Annotated in this window: 16 protein-coding genes, 1 tRNA gene and 1 pseudogene; 10 read left to right on the top strand and 8 right to left on the bottom strand. The window is 73.1% G+C overall.

Translation table 11 applies throughout. From position 1 onward, the window contains the following. The first annotated feature begins 142 nt into the window (after positions 1–142). Positions 143–2,212, top strand: coding sequence for a phosphocholine-specific phospholipase C (locus ACGFQ9_RS05395; RefSeq protein WP_393571403.1), 2,070 nt, complete (start codon positions 143–145; stop codon positions 2,210–2,212). A gap of 73 nt (positions 2,213–2,285) precedes the next feature. Here the strand turns inward: ACGFQ9_RS05395 and ACGFQ9_RS05390 are convergent, their stop codons facing one another. Continuing rightward, on the bottom strand, positions 2,286–3,575 hold the full coding sequence (locus tag ACGFQ9_RS05390) for a phosphatase PAP2 family protein (protein ID WP_393571401.1): 1,290 nt from the start codon (positions 3,573–3,575) through the stop codon (positions 2,286–2,288). 128 nt (positions 3,576–3,703) lie between these two features. Beyond that, entirely contained in the window at positions 3,704–4,675 is a 972-nt protein-coding gene (locus ACGFQ9_RS05385; RefSeq protein WP_393571399.1) for a LysR family transcriptional regulator, read from the bottom strand. Positions 4,676–4,786: 111 nt separating this feature from the next. Between ACGFQ9_RS05385 and ACGFQ9_RS05380 the strand changes: the two genes are divergently transcribed. Beyond that, positions 4,787–5,992 (top strand): MFS transporter, encoded by a 1,206-nt coding sequence (locus ACGFQ9_RS05380; RefSeq protein ID WP_393571397.1) that lies wholly within the window; start codon positions 4,787–4,789, stop codon positions 5,990–5,992. Between the two features lie 257 nt (positions 5,993–6,249). On the opposite strand, the gene ACGFQ9_RS05375 is transcribed toward ACGFQ9_RS05380, so the two are convergent. Then, positions 6,250–9,174 carry an AAA family ATPase gene (locus ACGFQ9_RS05375; protein ID WP_393571396.1) on the bottom strand — a complete coding sequence of 975 codons (2,925 nt, stop codon included), beginning with the start codon at positions 9,172–9,174 and terminating at the stop codon, positions 6,250–6,252. Between the two features lie 143 nt (positions 9,175–9,317). On the opposite strand from ACGFQ9_RS05375, the gene ACGFQ9_RS05370 reads away from it, so the two are divergent. The 6 genes and pseudogenes from ACGFQ9_RS05370 (at position 9,318) to ACGFQ9_RS05345 (ending at position 14,868) form a co-directional block, all read left to right on the top strand. After that, entirely contained in the window at positions 9,318–10,322 is a 1,005-nt protein-coding gene (locus ACGFQ9_RS05370; RefSeq protein ID WP_393571394.1) for a GNAT family N-acetyltransferase, read from the top strand. Next, the gene (locus tag ACGFQ9_RS05365; protein WP_393571392.1) at positions 10,319–10,513 is read left to right on the top strand and encodes a hypothetical protein; all 195 of its coding nucleotides are present in this window, start codon (positions 10,319–10,321) and stop codon (positions 10,511–10,513) included. The genes ACGFQ9_RS05370 and ACGFQ9_RS05365 overlap by 4 nt, the downstream gene beginning before the upstream one ends. A 163-nt stretch (positions 10,514–10,676) precedes the next feature. Further along, complete coding sequence (locus tag ACGFQ9_RS05360) at positions 10,677–11,894, top strand: serine hydrolase domain-containing protein (protein ID WP_393571390.1); 1,218 nt, start codon at positions 10,677–10,679, stop codon at positions 11,892–11,894. Positions 11,895–12,118: 224 nt separating this feature from the next. Beyond that, positions 12,119–13,345: pseudogene (locus ACGFQ9_RS05355) on the top strand (glycosyltransferase); the annotation flags it as partial. 18 nt (positions 13,346–13,363) lie between these two features. After that, a complete protein-coding gene (locus tag ACGFQ9_RS05350) occupies positions 13,364–14,101 on the top strand; it encodes an SAM-dependent methyltransferase (RefSeq protein ID WP_393571867.1) in 738 nt (245 codons plus the stop codon). 194 nt (positions 14,102–14,295) lie between these two features. Further along, positions 14,296–14,868: an antibiotic biosynthesis monooxygenase gene (locus tag ACGFQ9_RS05345; protein ID WP_393571388.1), complete on the top strand. Its 573-nt coding sequence runs from the start codon at positions 14,296–14,298 to the stop codon at positions 14,866–14,868. Between the two features lie 379 nt (positions 14,869–15,247). Here the strand turns inward: ACGFQ9_RS05345 and ACGFQ9_RS05340 are convergent. Then, positions 15,248–15,324 (bottom strand) — tRNA-Pro (locus ACGFQ9_RS05340). Positions 15,325–15,429: 105 nt separating this feature from the next. Between ACGFQ9_RS05340 and ACGFQ9_RS05335 the strand changes: the two genes are divergently transcribed. Continuing rightward, entirely contained in the window at positions 15,430–15,930 is a 501-nt protein-coding gene (locus tag ACGFQ9_RS05335) for a DUF309 domain-containing protein (RefSeq protein ID WP_393571387.1), read from the top strand. Here ACGFQ9_RS05335 and ACGFQ9_RS05330 read toward each other — a convergent pair. The 4 genes from ACGFQ9_RS05330 to ACGFQ9_RS05315 are packed head-to-tail and all read right to left on the bottom strand — an operon-like array spanning position 15,927 to position 19,279. Further along, the gene (locus ACGFQ9_RS05330) at positions 15,927–16,319 is read right to left on the bottom strand and encodes a VOC family protein (RefSeq protein WP_393571385.1); all 393 of its coding nucleotides are present in this window, start codon (positions 16,317–16,319) and stop codon (positions 15,927–15,929) included. The genes ACGFQ9_RS05335 and ACGFQ9_RS05330 overlap by 4 nt on opposite strands. Positions 16,320–16,323: 4 nt before the next feature. Next, positions 16,324–17,025: a lactate utilization protein C gene (locus tag ACGFQ9_RS05325; RefSeq protein ID WP_393571383.1), complete on the bottom strand. Its 702-nt coding sequence runs from the start codon at positions 17,023–17,025 to the stop codon at positions 16,324–16,326. Continuing rightward, entirely contained in the window at positions 17,022–18,488 is a 1,467-nt protein-coding gene (locus ACGFQ9_RS05320) for a lactate utilization protein B (protein ID WP_393571865.1), read from the bottom strand. The genes ACGFQ9_RS05325 and ACGFQ9_RS05320 overlap by 4 nt, the downstream gene beginning before the upstream one ends. A 35-nt stretch (positions 18,489–18,523) precedes the next feature. Next, positions 18,524–19,279, bottom strand: coding sequence for a (Fe-S)-binding protein (locus tag ACGFQ9_RS05315; RefSeq protein WP_393571381.1), 756 nt, complete (start codon positions 19,277–19,279; stop codon positions 18,524–18,526). Positions 19,280–19,297: 18 nt separating this feature from the next. Between ACGFQ9_RS05315 and cobF the strand changes: the two genes are divergently transcribed. Then, positions 19,298–20,050, top strand: a complete 753-nt coding sequence (gene cobF / locus ACGFQ9_RS05310; protein ID WP_393571379.1) for a precorrin-6A synthase (deacetylating) — start codon at positions 19,298–19,300, stop codon at positions 20,048–20,050. The last annotated feature ends 81 nt before the right edge of the window (positions 20,051–20,131 follow it).

Below are 20,131 nucleotides of genomic sequence, written 5' to 3'. Positions count from 1 at the left end.
GGTGTCCGAACTCCCCTGAATCCGGCCGGCGTTCGCCTGGTGTATCCGCACCCGTCATGCCAGGCTCCCCCTCCGGTACCCCGGGCACGCTGTGCTGGGGGCGCTCACGCACCCCCCAATCGGAGCAGAGGTCCCCATCGCCATGGCAGAACTCAACCGCCGCCGCTTCCTCCAGCTGACCGGCGGCGCCGCCGCGCTGGCCGTGCTCAACGAGAGCATCGCGCGCGCCGCCGCCATCCCCGCGCAGGGGACGACCGGCACCATCGCCGACGTCGAGCACATCGTGGTCCTGATGCAGGAGAACCGTTCCTTCGACCACTACTTCGGCAAGCTGCGCGGTGTGCGCGGTTTCGGCGACCCCCGCCCGGTGACGCTGCCCGGCGGGAAGTCCGTCTGGCACCAGACCGACAACGCGGGCAAGGAGACCCTGCCGTTCCGGCCGCCGTCGGACGACCTGGGCATGGAGTACCTCCAGGGCCTCAACCACGACTGGGCCGGCGGACAGAGCGCCTTCAACAAGGGCAAGTACGACAACTGGGTGCCCGCCAAGACCCCGGCCACCATGGCCTACCTGACGCGCGACGACATCCCGTTCCACTACGCCCTCGCCGACGCGTTCACCATCTGTGACGCGTACCACTGCTCGTTCATCGGCTCCACCGACCCCAACCGCTACTACCTGTGGTCGGGCCACACCGGCAACGACGGTACGGGCGGCGGCCCGGTCCTCAACAACGCCGAGGCCGGTTACGGCTGGACCACCTACCCCGAGCGCCTGGAGGCGGCCGGGATCTCCTGGAAGGTCTACCAGGACATCGGCGACGGCCTGGACGCCGCCGGATCCTGGGGCTGGATCAACGACGCCTTCCGCGGCAACTACGGCGACAACTCCCTGCTCTACTTCAACAACTACCGCGACGCCCAGCCGGGCAACCCGCTGTACGACAAGGCGCGCACCGGCACGAACGCCAAGGCCGGCGAGGGCTACTTCGACCGGCTGCGCGCGGACGTCCAGGCGGGCAAGCTGCCGCAGGTCTCCTGGATCACCGCTCCCGAGGCCTTCAGCGAGCACTCCAACTGGCCGTCCAACTTCGGTGCCTGGTACATCGCGCAGGTGCTGGACGCCCTCACCTCCAACCCCGACGTGTGGGCGCGGACCGCGCTGTTCATCACGTACGACGAGAACGACGGCTTCTTCGACCACCTCGTCCCGCCGTACGCCCCCGCGAACGCGAACCAGGGCCTGTCCACCACGCCCACCGCGCTGGACGTCTTCCCCGGCAAGGCCGGATACGTCGCCGGCCCGTACGGCCTGGGCCCGCGGGTGCCGATGCTGGTCGTCTCCCCGTGGAGCACCGGCGGCTACTCCTGCTCCGAGACTTTCGACCACACCTCGGTCATCCGTTTCATGGAGAAGCGCTTCGGTGTCCAGGAGCCCAACATCTCGCCCTGGCGCCGTGCCGTCTGCGGTGACCTGACCTCGGCCTTCGACTTCACCCGCAAGGACACCGGCGAGGTCCTGCTGCCCGACACCGGCGGCTTCGAGCCGCAGGACCGCGAGCGGCACCCCGACTTCCGCGCCGTCCCGCCCGCGGTGGGCGCCATGCCGCGCCAGGAGAAGGGCCTGCGCCCCACCCGCGCACTGCGGTACGCCCCGTACGTGGACGGCGCGGCCCTCACCGCCGAGGGCAAGTTCAAGCTGACGTTCAGCGGCGGCCCGGACCTGGGTGCGCAGTTCCACGTCACCTCCGGAAACCGCACCGACGCCCCCTGGACGTACACCACCGAGGCCGGCAAGTCGATCGCGGACACCTGGAACACCCGGTACTCGGCCGGGGTCACCGACCTGACCGTGCACGGCCCCAACGGCTTCCTGCGCGGCTTCCGCAACCCGGGCACCACCCCCGGCCCTGAGGTCACGGCCCGCCACAACGCCACCACCGGCAACCTGGACCTCACCCTCACCAACGCCGGCGGCACGACGGCCACGCTGACGGTCACCAACTCCTACGGCGGCGGACCCAAGCGCCTGACCGTCGCCAAGGGCGCCACCGTCACCTACAGCGTCCCGCTGAAGAACACCAAGCGCTGGTACGACGTCACGGTCACGGCCTCCGAGACCCCGGACTTCCTGCGCCGCTTCGCGGGCAAGGTGGAGACCGGCGCCGCAGGCTTCTCGGACCCGGCGATCCTGACGGACCAGTCCTCCTGACGGAGCACTCCGCCGCGGCAGGTGTCCGCTCCCCCGCTCCCGGGAGCGGAGAGGGGACACCTGCCCGGCGGTCTCAGACCCGTTCGGGCTGCGCTTCGCGGCGCGGCTGCGGCACACGCACCGACGCGGCCTCCGCCCGCCGCTCCCACCGCCTGGTGGTCCGTACGTATCCGACGATCACGGAAGCGGTCACCGTCAGGAGCAGCGGCCCGTACACCCACGGGTGCGCCGCCATCTCCGCCGCCAGGAAGCGGTACGACAGCAGGAGCGCGGCGAAGACCGCGGCGCCGTATCCGGCCGCCCGGATTCCCTCGCGGTACGCGCCACGGGCCTGCGCGCGCAGCGCCATCTCGATCGTGAGCGTGAAGACCACGCCGGCGAGGATGTCCGCGCCGTAGTGGTAGCCGAATCCCAGCGTCGCGCCGAGTGTGGCGACCAGCCAGAAGGTGCCCGCCCAGCGCAGGGCCCGCGGGCCCCTGCGGGAATGGATGAAGATCGCGGTGGCCCATGCCGTGTGGAGGCTGGGCATGCAGTTGCGCGGGGTCTTGCCGTCGAAGAGCATCGCCTGCGGCGCACCGACCTGCGGAGGCGTGTCCGGCCAGAGGGCGGCCACCGCCCACTGCCCGCCGTCGGCCCCGTAGGCGAAGATCGGCCCGACCACCGGGAAGAGCATGTAGATGCCGGGCCCGAGGAGGCCGATCACCAGGAAGGTGCGCACCAGGTGGTGGCGCGGGAAGCGGCGTTCGGCCGCCACGTCGCGCAGCTGGTACAGCGCGACGGCGACCGCCATCACGGGGAGCTGGATGTAGACCCATTCCAGGACGTGGAAGCCGACCGTGCCGGTGGCCTCGACGATCCGCCCCGCCACCCACGACGGGTCTCCCAGGGCCCGGTCGGCGGCCGCCACGTACGGGTCGAGCACCGTCGGGCGGGTCCGCGACGTGAGCATCAGCCAGGTGTAGCCGGTCTTGCGGCCGGCCACCAGCAGCAGGGCCAGCCCGACGCCCTTGAGCAACAGGAGGCGCTCCCGGCCGCTGCGGCGTGTGACGGCGATCACGGCGCAGGCCAAGGTCACCCACAGCGCGCCGCTGCCGAACATCGATTCGGCGTCGACCGCCCGCCGCACGAGCCAGAAGACCAGGTCGATCCCGATCGCCGCACCGACCGCGATGAACCGCTGCCGCCAGGTGAGCACCACCAGCAGCAGCGCCAGGCCGGCGTACAGCACGGTGCCCGACTGCGGAGCGAAGATCACCTCCCGCGTCTGGATGGTGATCGGTCCCGGCACCCCGTAGCGGTGCGCGGCGATCTCCAGCGCGACGAGGAACCCGAGTCCCACCACCCCCAGCGCGGCCCAGAGCACGACCCGTGGTCGGCGCGGAGCAGGGGATTCGGGGCCGCCGCTTGTTCGCGAAAGAGCTCGCGATATCCCAGATATCACTGTTTCAGCCGATGTTCATGTCTTCACGGGTCATTGTTGGCCCGAACATGCTAGCGGAGCACCGGCTTCTCCCCCGGCCGTCGGGCGGCCGTCGCCCACCGGGCGGGCGGCTCCGTTGCGCCGGTCGTGCCGGCGACCGCCTCGGTGAGGGTCTCGGCGAAGGCGGAGGCCTGGGCCGAGGGCCGGCGGCGGTGCCGGATCAGGCCCAGCTCGGAGTCGGGCAGGCCGTGTACCGGGACGAAGGTGAGGGAGTCGCGGCGCCCGTGGTACTCGGCCGTGGACCGGCACAGCAGCATGGCGCCGCGGTCGGCCGCGGTCAGGCTCAGTCCTTCCTGGAGCGTGTTGACCCTGGGCCCGGCCGGCACCGTCAGTCCGCCCGGGGTCAGGCCGGGCGCCTGGGCCTGCCGCCAGTAGTCCGGGGCGCCCCCGGCGATGCCGATGAGCCGGCAGCCGGCGAGCTCCTCGGCGGACAGCGACTCCCGGGCGGCGAACGGGTGCCGCGCCGACACGGCGAGGGTCTGCGGCTGCCGCGAGAAGACCGGCCCGAGGACGAGGTCCTCCTCGGCCACCGGCAGCAGGACCACCGCGCAGTCCACCTCCTGGCGGCGCAGCGGCCCGAAGGGGTCGGAGAGCGGGATCTCCACGATGTCGATGGCGCACTCGGGGTGGCGGTCCCCGAAGCGGGCGATGGCCCGGCTGAGACCGTCGTCGACGGTTCCCTGGAAACCGATGCGGAGCACTCCGCCCATGCCGCGGGCGGCGGCCCGCGCCTCGTCGACGCTGGCGCGCAGGGCGTCGTACGCGGGGCGCAGACCGGCGAGGAAGCTCTCGCCGAGCGGGGTCAGGGCCACCCGGCGGCTGGTGCGTTCCACGAGCGGGGCGCCGATGCGGTGCTCCAGCGACCTCAGCAGCTGGCTGACCCGGCTCTGCGAGACGTACAGCCGCTCCCCCGCCCGGCCGAAGTGCAGCTCCGCGGCCAGGGCCAGGAACGCCTCCAGTTCACGTATCTCCACACCGCTCATGCCGTTGCCGCCCCCGTGATGTCCCCGCCGTGGCTGATCGAGTAGCCCTGCTCATCGAAGGATGACGGATCGGCCGTTGTTCCCGCAGGTGGGGGCGGGTTGGCTGAGGGCATGGCAGAGACTGAGGAGATTGCGGACACCACCGGGACGACCGGGCGGTCCGCGGTGCGCGGCCGGCTCGGTGTGGCGGCGGTCGCGAGCGCGACGTTCACCGTGGTGACGTCGGAGATGCTGCCGGTGGGCCTGCTGACGCCGATCGGTGACGCGTTGGAGGTGACCGGGGGCGCCGCCGGACTGACCCTGACCGTCACCGGACTGGTGGGCGCGGTGTCGGCACCGCTGCTGACCCCGCTGCTCGGGCGGTTCGACCGGCGGGCGGTGCTGTGCGGGCTGATGGCGGTCCTGGCCGTGGGCAATCTGCTCGCGGCGTGGTCACCGCACTTCGCGGTGATGGTGGCCGCCCGTGTGCTCGTCGGCATCGGGATGGGCGGGGTCTGGGCGATCGCGGCGGGGCTGGCGGTGCGGCTCGTACCGCCGGAGTCGGTCGGGCCGGCGACCTCCCTCGTCTTCAGCGGGATCGCGGTGGCGTCGGTGCTCGGCGTACCCGCGGGCACGTACATCGGTGAACTGGTCGGCTGGCGCGCGTCGTTCGTCACCGTGGGCGTGCTGGCGCTGGTGGTGCTGGTCGCGCTGGCGGCGCTGCTGCCGCGGCTCCCCGCCGGACCGGAGGTGCGCTTGGGCGGTGTGCTGCGGCTGTCCGGAAGCCCCCGGGTACGCACGGGACTGGCCGTGGTGGCGCTGCTGGTCACCGGCCACTTCGCCGCCTACACCTACGTGCGGCCCGTGCTGGAGGATGTCTCCGGGGCGAGCGCCGGGACGATCGGCACCCTGCTGCTGGTGTACGGACTCGCCGGCGTCGCGGGCAACTTCGCCTCCGGCGCGGGAGCCGGGCGCTCGCCGCGCACCACCCTGCTGGTGATCAGTGCCGTCCTGGCGGCGACGGTCGCGCTGATGCCGCTGCTCGGCGGCTCGGTCCCGGCCGCCGGGGTGTTGCTCGCGGTGTGGGGACTGTCGTACGGCGGGGTGTCGGTCGGCACCCAGACCTGGCTGCTGGCCTCGGCGCCCGAGGCGCGGGAGGGCGTGTCCGCCCTGTTCGTCGGCGTGTTCAACGGAGCCATAGCGCTGGGCGCGCTGCTGGGCGGGCTGACCGCCGACGGCATCGGCGTCACCGCCGTGATGTGGCTGGGCGGGGGCCTGGCCGTGACGGCCCTCGCGGTGACCGCGCTCGGCAAGTCCCCTGATTCCGGACGTCTTTGAGGCCGGTTCCGGCGTCACCGAGAACACATGGTCCGCCGCTCCGAGCCGGCCTTCTCCACGGTCGTTTATCGCCTGCCAGGAGGCCGTGCAGCACACGGCCCACCCCGAGGACATCCAGCGGCCCCACGTCCCGGCCGTCCGCACCTGACCGTCCGATGGGTAGCGCATGACCCGGTGCGGCGGGACGCGCAGGCCACGCCGGCGCCGTTGACACGAGGTCCCCTCCTGGAGCTCAGGCCGACGACCGCGGACTCGGCTCAGTCCTCCGCCTCGTCGGCCCGGTCGAGGAGTCCGGGGAGTTCCGTGCGGGAGGTGATGCCGAGCTTCGGGAAGGCCCGGTAGAGGTGGTGGCCGACCGTGCGCGGGCTCAGGAACAGGGCGGTGCCGATCTCGCGGTTGGTTGCGCCGGCGGCGGCCAGGCGGACGACCTCGCGCTCCTGTGGGCTGAGGCGACGGAGGGGCACGTTCGCCGTCTCGTTCCCGCTCATCTGCTCGCCCGTGGCCTGGAGTTCGGTGCGGGCTCTGGCGGCCCACGGCTCCGTGCCGAGCTCCTCGAAGGTCTCCAGCGCGGCGCGGAGGGTGCGGCGGGCATCGGTACGGCGCCGCTCTCGGCGCAGCCACTCGCCGTACAAGAGCTCTGTGCGGGCTCGTTCGAAGGGCAGCTGCGCCTCGTCGTGCAGAGCCAGTGCCTCGCTGAAGTGCCGTTCGGCATCGTTGTCCGTGCCGGTGAGTGCCTGGCAGCGGCGGAGCAGGGCCGTGGCCGTCGGGTGCCGGGCAACAGCCGCCCAGTCCGCGAGGCGCGCCAGCGGCTCCGCCGCCCGGTCCGCCAGCCCGGCGCGTACCGCGGCCTCCACGAGGTCGGGCGCCGGCCAGGCCGCCAGGGCCGGCTGGCCCACCCGCGCGCTCGCCGCTTCCAGGTGCGCGAGGGCGCTCTCCGCCTGGCCGAGCCCGAGTTCGAGCAGGCCGAGGGCCCGGTGGGCGTGCGCGGCGGCCAGGGCGATGCCGTGCCCGTCGGCGCGCTGCAGTGCCGCCTCGGCGAACGCGGCGCACGCGTCCTGGTCACCCCGCAGGGCGGCCAGCGTCGCCAGGGTCGCTCGCAGGTACGTGCCCCGGTGGTGTCGGCCGAACTCCTCGGCGACAGCGAGCCCCTCCTCGGCGGCGGCCTGCGCCTCGCGGAAGCGCCCCAGGGCCAGCTGGGCCTCGGCCAGGTGGTGCAGCGCGGTGTGCAGCCAGCCGGCCACGTCCAGGGCCCGGCACTCCTGCACGTGCGCGGCGGCGGTCTCGTAGGCGGTGACGTGATCCGCGAGCAGCTGGGCGAGCACACCTGCGGTAGCCCTCTCGGCGAAGCCGACGTCGTCGGAAGCGGTCTCGTACAGCCCGGTGCCGACGAGACCGAAGCCCTCCGGACCTGTGCCGACGGATCTGGAGTCGTCGGGCACGATCGCATCCGGCTGGATCGACTCCGGCCTCGCCTCGGCGGGACCGGGCGCCGAGACACCCGCCCGGGCGGCCGAAGCCGCGTCCCCGGTCCCGGGATCTCCCGTCTCCCCTGCAGCCTCGCCGACGGGCGACAGCACGAGCGCCTCCGCCAGCGCCCTCGTCAGGGCGTAACCAGGCGCCGCCGCCGGGATCCGGGACTCCACCTCGGCCAGCAGGTCCGGGTCGCCGGCCGAATGCGCCGTCTGCACGGCCTCGGCGAGGACCACCGGAAGATCGTCGGTGGGGCCGATGCGGTCCGCGCAGGCGAGGAGGATGCGGGTGGCCTCGCCCGGTGTGCCGCGGTCGAGCTCGACGACGGCGCGGACCCGGGCGAAGTCGGCGAGCGTCGCCGGGTCCAGGGCGAGGGCGTTGATCCGGTCGGAGAGCCCCGCCGTGCGGTGGAACTGCCCCGCCTCGGCCGAGGTGATGGCCGCGGCGGCCAGGAACCGCGCCCGGCGGGCCGGGTCGGCCGTGAGCTGCGCGGCGCGCTCGTAGGCGGCCGAGGCCGCGGCGGTGCCTTGCCGGCCGCCCGCCCGTCGGGCCACGCCCACCATCTCGTCCGCGACGGCCTCGTCCGTGCCGGTCGTGGCCGCGGACAGGTGCCAGGCCCGCCGGTCGGCGGCCCCGTCGGCGACCGTGGCGCCGTCCAGGGCGTCCGCCAGCGCCCGGTGGGCCGCGAGGCGCCGGGCCAGGGCGGCGTCCTGGTAGGTGGCCGACCTGATGAGAGGGTGCCGGAAGGCCAGGGCGTGCTCGGTCAGGATGACGAGCGTGGCGCGTTCGGCGGGCTCCAGGTCCTCCGGCGTGGCACCGAACCGCGCCGACGCCCGCAGGACGAGGTCGAGCCCGCCCGAGTCGTCGGCGGCCGCCACGAGCAGCATCGCGCGGGTGGTCTCGGGCAGTCGGCGGATCTGTTCCTGGAACGACTCCTGGATCCGGCCCGCCGGCGAGGCGAGCCCCGCGGGCAGGGTGACCGGGTTCAGGCGGCCCGCGCGCTGCTCGGCCGTGAGCGCGGTGGGGAGTTCGATCAGGGCCAGCGGGTTGCCCTGCGCCTGCTCCACGATCCGTCCCCGGGCGTACGGGGAGAGGTCGGCGATCCGGTCGGTGAGGAGAGCGTCGACGGCCGCCGCGCCGAGGCCGGCGATCCGCAGCGTCGGCAGGCCGGCGATCCGGCCGCCCTGCGCCCCGTCGCGTACGGCGAACAGTATGACGATGCCCTCGGTGTGCAGCCGGCGCGCGGCGAACGTCAGCGCGTCCAGGGACGCCTGGTCCAGCCACTGCGCGTCGTCGACCACGCAGAGCAGCGGGCCCCCGCCGGCCGCGGCGGTCAGGGCCGCGAGCACCGCCGCACCCACGGTGAAGCGGTCGCGCACCGGCTCCCCGGTCAGGCCGAGGGCCGCCTTCAGGGCGGCGGCCTGGGGGGTGGGGAGCTCGTCGAAGTGGTCGCTCACCGGCCGCAGAAGCTGGTGCAGGCCGCCGAAGGGCAACTCCATCTCGGACTCGATGCCGACCGTGCGCAGGACCCGGCCCACGCCGTCGGCGGCTCCGCCCGCCGCGGCCTCGTACGCCTCGACCGCGAACCCCAGCAGGGCCGTCTTGCCTATGCCCGCCTCGCCATGGATCAGCAGCGCCCCGCTCATACCCTCCCGGGCACGTGCCAGCAGCTGCTCGATCCGGTCTTGCTCAGTCCCTCGCCCGTACAACATGCGGTCAACCTACCCAAGGTTTCCGATCACGGACGGTCGCATTACGTCGCACCGACCGATGTGCCGGTAGGTCAGTTCCCCATAGCTTCCGCTCAGTTCAACCGACCTGCATCGTCCTCACCTCAGTCCCGGGAGTCGCCGCCTTGAGCGCACGCGTCCACATCACCCCGCTCCACCGCATCACCGTCACCGAGACCGCCGCCTGGCACCGGGTCGTCGCCGCCTCGACCGCCCTCGACCTGCCGGGGGTCCCGGCGCCCAGCGCCGGGCACGTCCACGCCCAGCTCACCAAGCCCGCCCTCGGCAGCCAGAGGCTGACCTGGCTGGCCACGGCCGAGGACGGCACGGGCGTCGGCGTCGCGGCTCTGCGCCTGTTCACCCAACCCGGTCAGGACCACCTCGCCGAACTCGAACTGCACGTCCACCCCGAGCACCGGCGCCGCGGCACCGGGTCCCAGCTCCTCTCCGCAGTCGTGGCGGCCTGCCGTACGGAGGACCGGCGCAGCCTGGTCGTCGCGGCCGGTGCCGACGGGCCCGGCGAGGCCTTCGCCGAGCGCTGGGGCTTCGAGGCGGTCCTGACACTGGACCACCTGGTCATGGCCCTCGACAAGGACGAGGACCTGGCCCGAATCCGTCAGATGGCCGACGCCGAGCACCCCGGCTACCGGCTCACCGGCTGGAGCGGCGTGGTCCCCGACGAGCTGGCCGGGCCCTTCGCCGCCGCGAAGAACGCGATGAACGACATGCCCATGGGCGATGTGGACTACGGACGCGTCGACTGGGACGCCGACCGGGTACGGGAGATGGGCCGCGTGGTCACCGGACGCGGCGACACTCTCCTGACCCTCGCCGCCGTCCACGCGGACGGCACCATGGCCGGCTACACCGAGATCGTGCTCCCCGGGGGCGCGCCGCAGCGGGCCCAGCAGTACGACACGGCGGTGGCGCCGGCGCATCGCGGGCACGGCCTGGGGCTGTGGCTCAAGGCGGCGATGGCAGAGCGGCTGCGAGCCGAGCACCCCGGCGTCACCGAAGTCGAGACCGACAACGCCGAGGACAACGTCCACATGCTCGCGGTCAACCGGTCGCTCGGTTACCGGTCGTACCGGCGCACCCGCGAGTTCCAGCTCGACCTGGCCACGCCGTGATCCGTACGACGGCGGCCACCGGCATCCCGAGCCCCTCCGTCCTCACCACCCGCCCCGGCTGCCAGGTCGCCCCGGCCGGCGACGACCTCGTACCGCTGACTCGAAGGGGCGCCGCCCCCGGCATCAGGCTGCTCCGCAAGGGCGCCGAGGCCCGGCCCGCCAAGCGGGCAACCCCGGATCCGTCGAGGTGACGGTTCGGCTGCCCACCGGCTCCCGCGTCGAGGCCACCTCCGCCGCGTAGGTGCGCACCGAGGGCCGGCTCGGCGGCATCTCGGCTCGCCCCCTCTGACCGCCCTTCATCCGTCATCTCCTCCCCCTCCGCCGACACCTCCACCGACCAGGGAGCAACCCGCCATGTCCCAGTTCACCGCTTCAGGGCAGCGCAGGATCCGCGACGTGCTGGCCCGCCACGTCGACTCCGGCAGGATCCCCGGCGTCGTCGCCCTGTACAGCAAGGACGACGAGACCCACGTAATAACGCTCGGCTCGACGGAGCACGGCGGTTGCGCGCCGATGCGCAGGGACACCATCTTCCGGATGGCGTCCACCTCCAAGCCGGTCTCGATTGCGGCGGCGATGGTGCTGCTCGACGACTGCCGGCTGCGGCTGGACGACCCGGTGGACCGGTGGCTGCCGGAGCTGGCCGACCGGCAGGTGCTGAAGGCGTTCGACGGCCCCCTCGACGAGACGGTCCCGGCGCGCCGTCCCATCACCGTCCGGGACGTGCTGTCCTCCACCTTCGGCCTCGGTATGGACATGACCTCGATCGGTACGCCGATCATGAACGAGGTCTTCGCACAGGGGCTGACGCCCAACCTGCCCACACCGATGCCCGTTCAGGACGAGTGGCTGCGCCGCCTGGGCACCCTGCCGCTGATGCACCAGCCCGGCGACCACTGGCAGTACCAGATCGCCAGCGACCTGGCCGGCGTACTGGTCTCCCGGGTGACCGGCAAGACCTTCGAGGAGGCGCTGCGCGACAGCGTCTTCGGCCCTCTGGGGATGGAGGACACCGGCTTCCACGTCCCGGACGACAGGATCGACCGGCTGCCGGTCCTCTACGCGCCCGACCCGCAGTCCGGCGAGTTCCACGTATGGGACGAGTCCAAGGGCGGCCGGTGGAACATCCCTCCGGCGTTCCATGGCGGTGGCGGTGGTCTGGTCTCCACCGCGGACGACTACCACGCCTACTTCAGGATGCTGCTGAACGGCGGCAAGCACGGCGGCGAGCGCATCCTGTCCAGGCAGGCGGTGGAACTGATGACCACCAACCGCCTCACCCCCGCGCAGAACGCCGCCCGCACCGAGCTGGCCACCCACAACGTCCACATCTCCTTCGGCCAGGGCCAGCACGGCGGCTGGGGCTTCGGGATGGCGGTGCGGACCTACCGCGGCGACTACGCTCCCGTCGGCCAGTTCGGCTGGGACGGCGGCTCCGGCACCTCCACCTACGCCGACCCCGTCAACAACGTCGTCGGCATCCTCCTCACCCAGGTCGGCACCTCGGCCCCCGACTCGGTCCACCTGATGCACGACTTCTGGACCACGCTGTACCAAGCGATCGAGGACTGATCACCGGCGAGTCCGTCCCATCGGCACAAGCTGATGGGGCACCGGCTCGACGGCACCCATGCCAGGCCCCGAAGCAGGCCGAGGCCCACGCTGCGATGTACTGCGACGCCTCGTCTGCTCACCGGAGCCGAAGGAACCCACGAACGGCCCTGGCCCACGGAAGACCCGGGCCTGCCGCACCGACGCCGGCCGATGCCGACACCTATAGAGATGAGAAACACGACATGCGTGTGCTGTTGGTGGCGTACGGATCCCGCGGCGACATCGCGCCGCTGGCGGGACTGGCGGCGCAGTTGCGCCATCTCGGCGCGGAGGTGCGCGTGTGCGCACCTCCGGACGAGGAGTTCGCCGAACTGCTGGCCGGTGTCGGTGCGGAGCTGCTGCCCTTCGGGCGGGACGTGCGCGCGCTGCGGACGGGAGCGCCACCGTCGGACGCGGCCGCGTTCGCGGCCGAACTGGTCGCCGCGTACTTCGAGACGGTCGGCAAGGCCGCCGAGGACTGTGACGTGCTGGTGGCGAGCGGCCTGATGCCGGCCGGTGCCCGCTCGGTGGCCGAGAAGCTGGGCATCCGCTACGTGTACGCGGGCTTCCACCCCTTCGAGATGCCCTCCCCGCACTGCGTACCGCCGCCGCGGCCCGGCCCGCCGGCCCCGCCGACCCCGCCGGCCCAGCCCGACACGACCGACACGCCCGACACGACCGCCAACCAGGCCCTGTGGGAGCCGGACACCCAGAAGGCCAACGCCCTCTACCTGCAGCCCCTCAACGCCCACCGCGCGGCGATCGGCCTTGCACCGGTGGACGACGTACGCACCCACGTCCTCACCGAGCGGCCCTGGCTGGCGGTGGACCCGGTCCTGGGCCCGTGGAAGCAGCTTCCGGACCTCGACGTCGTACAGACGGGCGCGTGGATCCTGCGCGACGAACGCCCCTTGCCCGCCGATCTGGAGGCGTTCCTGGACGCCGGCACCCCACCGGTGTACGTCGGCTTCGGCAGCATGACACTGAACGCGGCCACCGAGATCGCCCGGACAGCCGTCGAGGCGGTCCGCGCGCAGGGCCGCCGCGTGCTCGTCTCCCGCGGCTGGGCAGACCTGGGCCTGGCGGACGACGCGGACGACTGTTTCGCCGTCGGGGACGTCAACCACCAGTCCCTGTTCCCCCGGGTCGCGGCCGTCGTACACCACGGCGGCGCAGGCACCACGACCACCGCCGCCCGGGCCGGTGCGCCCCAGGTGGTGCTGGCCCGGTGCGTGGACCAGACGTACTGGGCCGCCCGCGTGGCCGAGCTGGGCATCGGTGTGGCCCACCACGGCCCGACCCCGACCTTCGATTCCCTGTCGGCCGCACTCGCGACGGCCCTGACCCCCGAGACGGAAGCACGAGCGAAGGCCGTTGCCGACACGGTCCGCACGGATGGGGCGGCGGTGGCCGCGGAGCTGCTGCTCGATGCGGGGCATGCTGCGCCGATGAGCCGCGAACAGATCTCCGCGATCGCCCATGCCGACCACCCGATAAAGTCTCCGCTCGCCGACGACTCGGTCAGCGAGCTGCTCACGCGCGGCCTTCCGCGGGGCGACGAGCGGGTGCTCGACCTGGGATGCGGCACGGCGGAGTGGCTTTTGCGAGCCCTGGCAACTCGCCCGCAGCTGCACGCCGAGGGCGTCGACGTCTCCGAAGTGGCCCTGACGCAGGCCCGCCGGTCAGCGAGGGACCTCGGGGTCGGCGAGCGCCTGGCCCTCCACCGTCAGGAGGCCGCGGACTTCGTCTCCACGCAGCCGTTCGACCTGGTGATCAGCGTCGGCGCCACGCATGCCTTCGGAGGTCTCCTCCCCACACTCGCGGCGGCCCGCGAGCACCTGGCTCCCGGCGGCCGCGTTCTGATCGGTGAGTCGTTCTGGGACCGGGCCCCTTCACCGGAGGCCATGGAGATCTTCGGTGAGCTCGACGACCTGGCGACCACGGTGGACCTGGTCGTCGCCGACGGATGGACCCCGGTCCACGGCCATGTCAGCACGCGAAGTGAGCTGGACGCCTACGAGTGGGCCTGCTGGGGCTCGCTGGCCGCGTGGGCTCTGGACCACGCTGACGATCCGGCCGCCGGACAGGTACTGGAGACGGCCACCGCCGCACGTTCGGAGTGGCTGCGAGGGTACCGGGACAGCTTCGGCTTCCTCTGCCTGGTCCTGCGCCGAACATCGCACTGAGGACCCGCTGTTGCCCAGCTTTCCGATCGGCCGGGGCTCAGGACCTCCCGCGGCTGCGGCGGACTCGGGGGCTCCGGCGCCACTGGCTGGCCGACTGCCCGTACATCTGGCTCCACGCCCGGCTGGGACGCTGAGCTCCCGGCGGAACAACGCGTAGAGTGTGCTCGGGCGCGGCGTGATCACAAGGAGCAGGTGTGACAGCGGTCAGCCTTGAGCGCACTACCGTCCCCGCCGACACCGGCGAGGTGACCCTTCTGATAGCCCGCCGGGTCGACCCCGGCCATGAAGCCGACTTCGAGCAGTGGGCGAAGGGCATCCTCGAAACCGCGGCGACTTTCCCCGGCCACCTGGGCTACGGCCTGTTCCGCTCCTCCGGCGGCGACGCCCCCTGGTTCCTCGTCCACCGGTTCCGGGACGCGGAGGCCTGCCGCGCCTGGCAGGAGTCCCCCGAGCGGGCGGCATGGTTCACCGACTGCAAGGGACACCACCACACCGAGATCGCCCGGCGCACCCTGACCGGCATGGAGACCTGGTTCGCCAAACCGGGCTCGACACGGCCGGCGCCGCCCCGGTGGAAGATGGCGATCAGCGCGACACTGGCGATCTACCCGATCTCCGTTCTCGGCGGCCTCCTCCTCATGCCGCACCTCACGGCACTCCCCCTCCTGCTCAACAGCCTGATCACAGCCGCCGTGTTCAACGTGCTGATGACGTACGTGGCGATGCCCGCTGTCAGCAGACTCCTGCGCGGCTGGCTCACGCCGTAACGCTCCTCGCCGGTGCGCTCAACACCTCGTGGCCGCCGGATCGTTGTCCCCCGCAGGCAGGTCGGACCCGCGACAAGGGGGCCGGTCCGGCCGGGCCTCCCATCGCCGTGGGAGCGAGAAGCGAGGCCGGCGCCCGACGGTCCAAGTGGTCGACGGCCGCCACCCGCCCCGACTCCGGATGGGCCTCCCTGACCACCGCGGTGAACCGTGATCGCGAGACCCTCCGTCGGCTCCGCTCCCCCGCGCCGCCGGCCTTCGGCACCACAGCCGCCCGGCCACGGACCGGACGCGCGGCCACATTGCGACCACCATGGCCCCGGACGCACGAAAGGCCGCCCTCCCACGAGTGAGAGAACGGCCTCCGACCTGCGTTTCCGCGTGGTCGGGACGACAGGATTTGAACCTGCGACCCCTTGACCCCCAGTCAAGTGCGCTACCAAGCTGCGCCACGTCCCGATGCTCCTGTCACCCGGAGTGATCCCCGGGCGGCGGTGCAGGAAGAACATTACCCCACGCCGAAGGGTGCTCACGCACCGGTCACCGGCGCGCGAGGATGGGGGTGTGAGCGACAGGGACAGGGACGGTGCCGGGCGGGCGCGGAGCGCGCGGCCGCGGGACGGGCTGGGGAGGCCGCTGCCCTACGGGGAGGCCGGGGTGGCGCGGCAGCCCGAGGGGGTGGTGCGGAGTCCGGAGGAGACCGTGCGGGAGGCGCAGCGGCTGCTGGACGCCGGGATGCCGTTCCACGCGCACGAGGTGTTCGAGGACGCGTGGAAGACCGGTCCGGCGGGCGAGGCCGGGCTGTGGCGGGCGCTGGCGCAGCTCGCGGTGGGGCTGACGCATGCCGCGCGCGGGAACGCCGTGGGCGGGGCCCGGCTGCTGCGCCGCGGGGCCGGAGGACTGGCAGGGTTCGAAGGGCTCGATGGGCTCGATGGGCTCGGAAGGGTGCCGTACGGGTTGGAGCTGGACGGCTTGGTCCGGTGGGCCGGGGAGCTGGCCCACCGGGTGGAGCGGGGGGAACCGATCGACGCCGCGCGGGAGGCGCCGCGGCTGACCGCGGGCTAACCGGCCGGCTGGAGGAGGTCCCAGCGGTTGCCGTAGAGGTCCTCGAAGACCACGACCGAGCCGTACGCCTCGTGCCGCGGCTCCTCCAGGAAGCGGACGCCCGCGGCCGTCATGCGGGCGTGGTCGCGGGCGAAGTCGTCGGTGTGGAGGAAGAAGCCGACCCGGCCGCCGGTCTGGTCGCCGACGCGGGCGCGCTGGGCGTCGTTCTTGGCACGGGCGAGCAGCAGGGCGGACTCCTTGGCGCCCGGCGGCCTGACCACCACCCAGCGCGACCCGTCGGGGCGCGGGGTGTCCTCGGCGAGCTCGAAGCCGAGCGCGCGGGTGTAGAAGTCGATGGCCTCGTCGTAGTCGGCGACGACGAGGGCGGTCAGGGCGATGTGGGAGGGCATCCCCTCATTCTGCCGGGCCGCCGAGGTCGGCGGAGTCGGCGGAGTCGGCGAGGAGTACGACGTCCAGGGTGCGGGGGCCGTGGACGCCCTCGACCCGGTCCAGCTCGATGTCGCTGGTGGCCGAGGGGCCGGAGATCCAGGTCAGCGGGCGGGCGGGGTCGAGGAGGACCAGGGCCTGCGGAACGGAGTCGACGACCTGGCCGGGGACCCTGACCACGCAGATGTGGTGGTCGGGGATCAGGGTGATGCGGCGGCGCCCCTGGTCGGGTCCGGCGTCCAGGACGATGGTGCCGGTCTCGGCGATGGCCAGGGCGCAGCCCGTCACCACGCTGTCCACCGCGTCGAGTTCGGCGGTGGTCTGCGCGGCCCGGTCGTGAATCCGCACGGCGTCTGCGGCCGAGAGCCAGTGCGGGGGCAGGGCCGGCGGGACCAGGACCGTGTTCGCGCCGCGCTCGGCCAGCAGGTGTGCCAGGAGCGGGGCGATGCCCTCCCCGTCGGTGCGGTGGACCCTGGCGCGGTACTCGGTGAGGTTGGCGGCGAGGAGGTCCGCGCGCTGCGCCGGGGTGCGGTCCGCATGGACGGTGAGGTAGTCCCGGGGGATGTCCCGGTACGCCTCCCGGTAGGCCGGCTCCGCCGTGCCCCCGCCGTCGCGGTCGCTGCCCGTGGCCCGCCGGATGCGGCCCAGGATGACGTCCTTGCTGCTCACTTCTCCGTGCCTCGTTCCCGGGTCCACCAGTCGCGGAAGGATTCCGCGGGGAATGCGGGCAGGTCCCGTGTGTCGGTCCAGGCCCGGCCGGAGCGGCCGGGCAGGCGGCGCGGGCGGAACCGGCGGGTGCGGGCCAGTACCCGTTCCGCCGCCCGCAGGGCGCCCGGGTGGTCGAGCAGCACCGTCGCCCCGAGCATCGCGGCGCGTTCCGCCGTGTGCCCCTTGGCCGGGCGGAGCCTGACCCGTACGCCCTCCCGGGTCACCGGGCCGCCCTGCACGACCCGTTCGCGCAGGTGCACCAGGACCTCGGGGATGTCGATGGCCACCGGGCAGACCTCGTAGCAGGCGCCGCACAGGGTGGAGGCGTACGGCAGCGAAGCGTCGATCTCCGAGGCGGTGCCGCGCAGTTGGGGGCTGAGGATGGCGCCGATCGGGCCGGGGTAGACGGATCCGTAGGCGTGGCCGCCGGCCCGCTCGTAGACCGGGCAGACGTTCAGGCAGGCGGAGCAGCGGATGCAGCGCAGGGCCTGCCGGCCCACCTCGTCGGCGAGGGTGTCGGTACGGCCGTTGTCGAGCAGGACCAGGTGGAAGGCGGACGGGCCGTCGCCGTCGGCCCCCTTCGACGGCCCCGGCCCGGTCCACATGGTGGTGTACGGGTTCATCCGTTCGGCCGTGGAGGACCGCGGCAGGGTCTGGAGGAAGATCTCCAGGTCGCGGAAGGTGGGGACCACCTTCTCGATGCCCACGACGGAGATGAGCGTCTCGGGGAGGGTGAGGCACATGCGGCCGTTGCCCTCGGATTCGAGGACGACCATGGTGCCGGTCTCGGCGACCATGAAGTTGGCCCCGGATACGGCGACCTTCGCCCGGAGGAACTTCTCCCGCAGGTGCAGCCGGGCCGCCTCGGCGAGCGCCGCCGGGGTGTCGTCCATGCCCTCCGGTGCGGGCCGGCCCCACTCCCCCATCTCGCGGGCGAAGATGTCGCGGATCTCGCCCCGGTTGCGGTGGATGGCCGGGACCAGGATGTGCGAGGGCCGGTCGTGGCCCAGCTGCACGATGAGTTCGGCGAGGTCGGTCTCGTACGCGGCGATGCCCGCGGCTTCCAGGGCCTCGTTGAGGCCGGTCTCCTGGGTGGCCATGGACTTGACCTTGACGACCTCGCGTTCGCCGGTGGCCAGGACCAGGCCGGTGACGATCCGGTTGGCCTCGGTGGCGTCGGCGGCCCAGTGGACAGTGCCGCCGGCCGCCGTCACCGCCTCCTCCAGCTGCAGGAGGTAGTGGTCCAGGTGACGCAGGGTGTGGTCCTTGACGGCCCGGCCGGCCTCCCGCAGCCGGTCCCAGTCGGCGAGTTCGGCGACGGCACGGGCGCGCTTGTCGCGGATGGTGTGGGTGGCGTGCCGCAGGTTGCCGCGCAGGGTCGCGTCGCGTACGGCCTCCCGCGCGGCGGCGGGGAAGGCGGGCATGCCGACGAAGGTGTGCCCTCCGGGGCCGGTTCCGGTCACAGCAGCGGCTCCGCTTCGGTGGCGGCGAGGATCTCGGCGAGGTGCAGGGCGCGCAGGGGCGAACCGGCCCGGCGCAGGGTGCCGTCGAGGTGGGCCAGGCAGGAGTTGTCCGCCCCGCACAGGACGGACGCGCCGGTCGCCGTGGCGTTGCGCAGTTTGTCGGCGGCCATGGCGGCGGACACGTCGGGGTTCTTCACGGCGAAGGTGCCGCCGAAGCCGCAGCACTCCTCGGCGCCGGGCAGCTCGACCAGCTCCAGCCCCTTCACGGCGGCCAGCAGGCGCCGCGGCCGGTCGCCGAGCCCCAGGCCGCGCAGGCCGTGGCAGGACGGGTGGTAGGTGACGGTGTGCGGGAAGTACGCGCCGACGTCGGTCACCCCGAGGACGTCGACCAGGAACTCGGTGAGCTCGTACACGCGCGGGGCGAGGTCCGCCGCGAGGGCGGCGAGAGCCCCGCCGCGCCCCTCCGCGGCGGCCTTCGCGCCCATCCGCGGGTAGTGCTCGCGGAGCATCGCGGCGCAGGAACCGGACGGGGTGACCACGTGGCTGTACTCGGCGAAGGCCGCTGCGGTGCGGCGGAGCAGCGGCTCGGCCTGATGGCGGTAGCCGGTGTTGTACTGGGGCTGGCCGCAGCAGCTCTGTGCTTCCGGGAAGTCGACGTCCACCCCCAGCCGCGCCAGCAGCCGGACCACGGCGATGCCGGTTCCCGGGTACAGCGCGTCGTTGACGCAGGTGACGAACAGGGCGACGCGCATGACGGGCAGAATAGCCGGGTGAAGAAGTTCTCAGTGATCGGTATAGGCGCGGGCGACCCGGACCACCTCACCCTGCAGGCGGTCAAGGCGATCGGCGCGGCGGACGCCTTCCTCATCCTGGAGAAGGGCGAGGAGAAGGCGGACCTGACCGGGCTGCGGCGCGCGATGCTCGACGAGCACGCCCGTCCCGGCCACCGGCTGGTGGAGGGCCTCGACCCGGACCGGGACCGCACCCCGGCCGACTACGCGCCGACGGTGGACGGCTGGCGCAGCGCGCGGGCCGGGATCTTCGAGCGGTTCATCGCGGAGGACCTCGCCGACGGCGAGACCGGCGCCTTCCTGGTGTGGGGCGACCCCTCCCTGTACGACTCCACGCTGGCGATCCTGGAGGAGGTCACCGAGCGCGGGCGGGTGGACTTCGCCTACGAGGTGGTACCGGGCGTCAGCAGCATCTCGGCGCTGCTGGCCCGGCACCGGACGAACCTGAACCGGGTCGGCCGCCCGGTCCAGATCACCACCGGGCGGCGGCTGGCCGAGGGCTGGCCGGCCGACGCGGACGACGTGGTGGTGATGCTGGACGCGCGGCACGCGTTCACCCGCCACCTGGACCAGGACCTGTACATCTACTGGGGCGCGTACGTCGGCACGCCGGACGAGATCCTGGTGCAGGGGAAGCTGGCGGAGGTGTCCGGGCGGATCGAGGAGCTGCGGACCGAGGCGCGCGCCCGCAAGGGCTGGATCATGGACACCTACCTGCTGCGGCGGGGCTGACGCCCCGCGCGCGGCGGTTCGTTTCGGGGTCCGGGCCCGGATTCGGGCCCGGATTCGGGTCCGGGTCGGGGTCCGGGTCGG

Origin of the sequence: Streptomyces sp. NPDC048603, from assembly GCF_043199475.1 — a bacterium.
Lineage (GTDB): Bacteria > Actinomycetota > Actinomycetes > Streptomycetales > Streptomycetaceae > Streptomyces.
Note: the sequence above shows the minus strand (reverse complement) of the source record. Positions and strands in the feature narration are given on the sequence as shown.

Excerpts from the sequence above, each read along its gene's own strand:
- ACGFQ9_RS05395 (WP_393571403.1), top strand. The coding sequence starts at position 143 with ATGGCAGAACTCAACCGCCGCCGCTTCCTCCAGCTGACCGGCGGCGCC.
- ACGFQ9_RS05385 (WP_393571399.1), bottom strand. The coding sequence starts at position 4,675 with ATGAGCGGTGTGGAGATACGTGAACTGGAGGCGTTCCTGGCCCTGGCC.
- ACGFQ9_RS05380 (WP_393571397.1), top strand. The coding sequence starts at position 4,787 with ATGGCAGAGACTGAGGAGATTGCGGACACCACCGGGACGACCGGGCGG.
- ACGFQ9_RS05375 (WP_393571396.1), bottom strand. The coding sequence starts at position 9,174 with ATGTTGTACGGGCGAGGGACTGAGCAAGACCGGATCGAGCAGCTGCTG.
- ACGFQ9_RS05360 (WP_393571390.1), top strand. The coding sequence starts at position 10,677 with ATGTCCCAGTTCACCGCTTCAGGGCAGCGCAGGATCCGCGACGTGCTG.
- ACGFQ9_RS05350 (WP_393571867.1), top strand. The coding sequence starts at position 13,364 with ATGAGCCGCGAACAGATCTCCGCGATCGCCCATGCCGACCACCCGATA.
- ACGFQ9_RS05330 (WP_393571385.1), bottom strand. The coding sequence starts at position 16,319 with ATGCCCTCCCACATCGCCCTGACCGCCCTCGTCGTCGCCGACTACGAC.
- ACGFQ9_RS05320 (WP_393571865.1), bottom strand. The coding sequence starts at position 18,488 with ATGCCCGCCTTCCCCGCCGCCGCGCGGGAGGCCGTACGCGACGCGACC.
- ACGFQ9_RS05315 (WP_393571381.1), bottom strand. The coding sequence starts at position 19,279 with ATGCGCGTCGCCCTGTTCGTCACCTGCGTCAACGACGCGCTGTACCCG.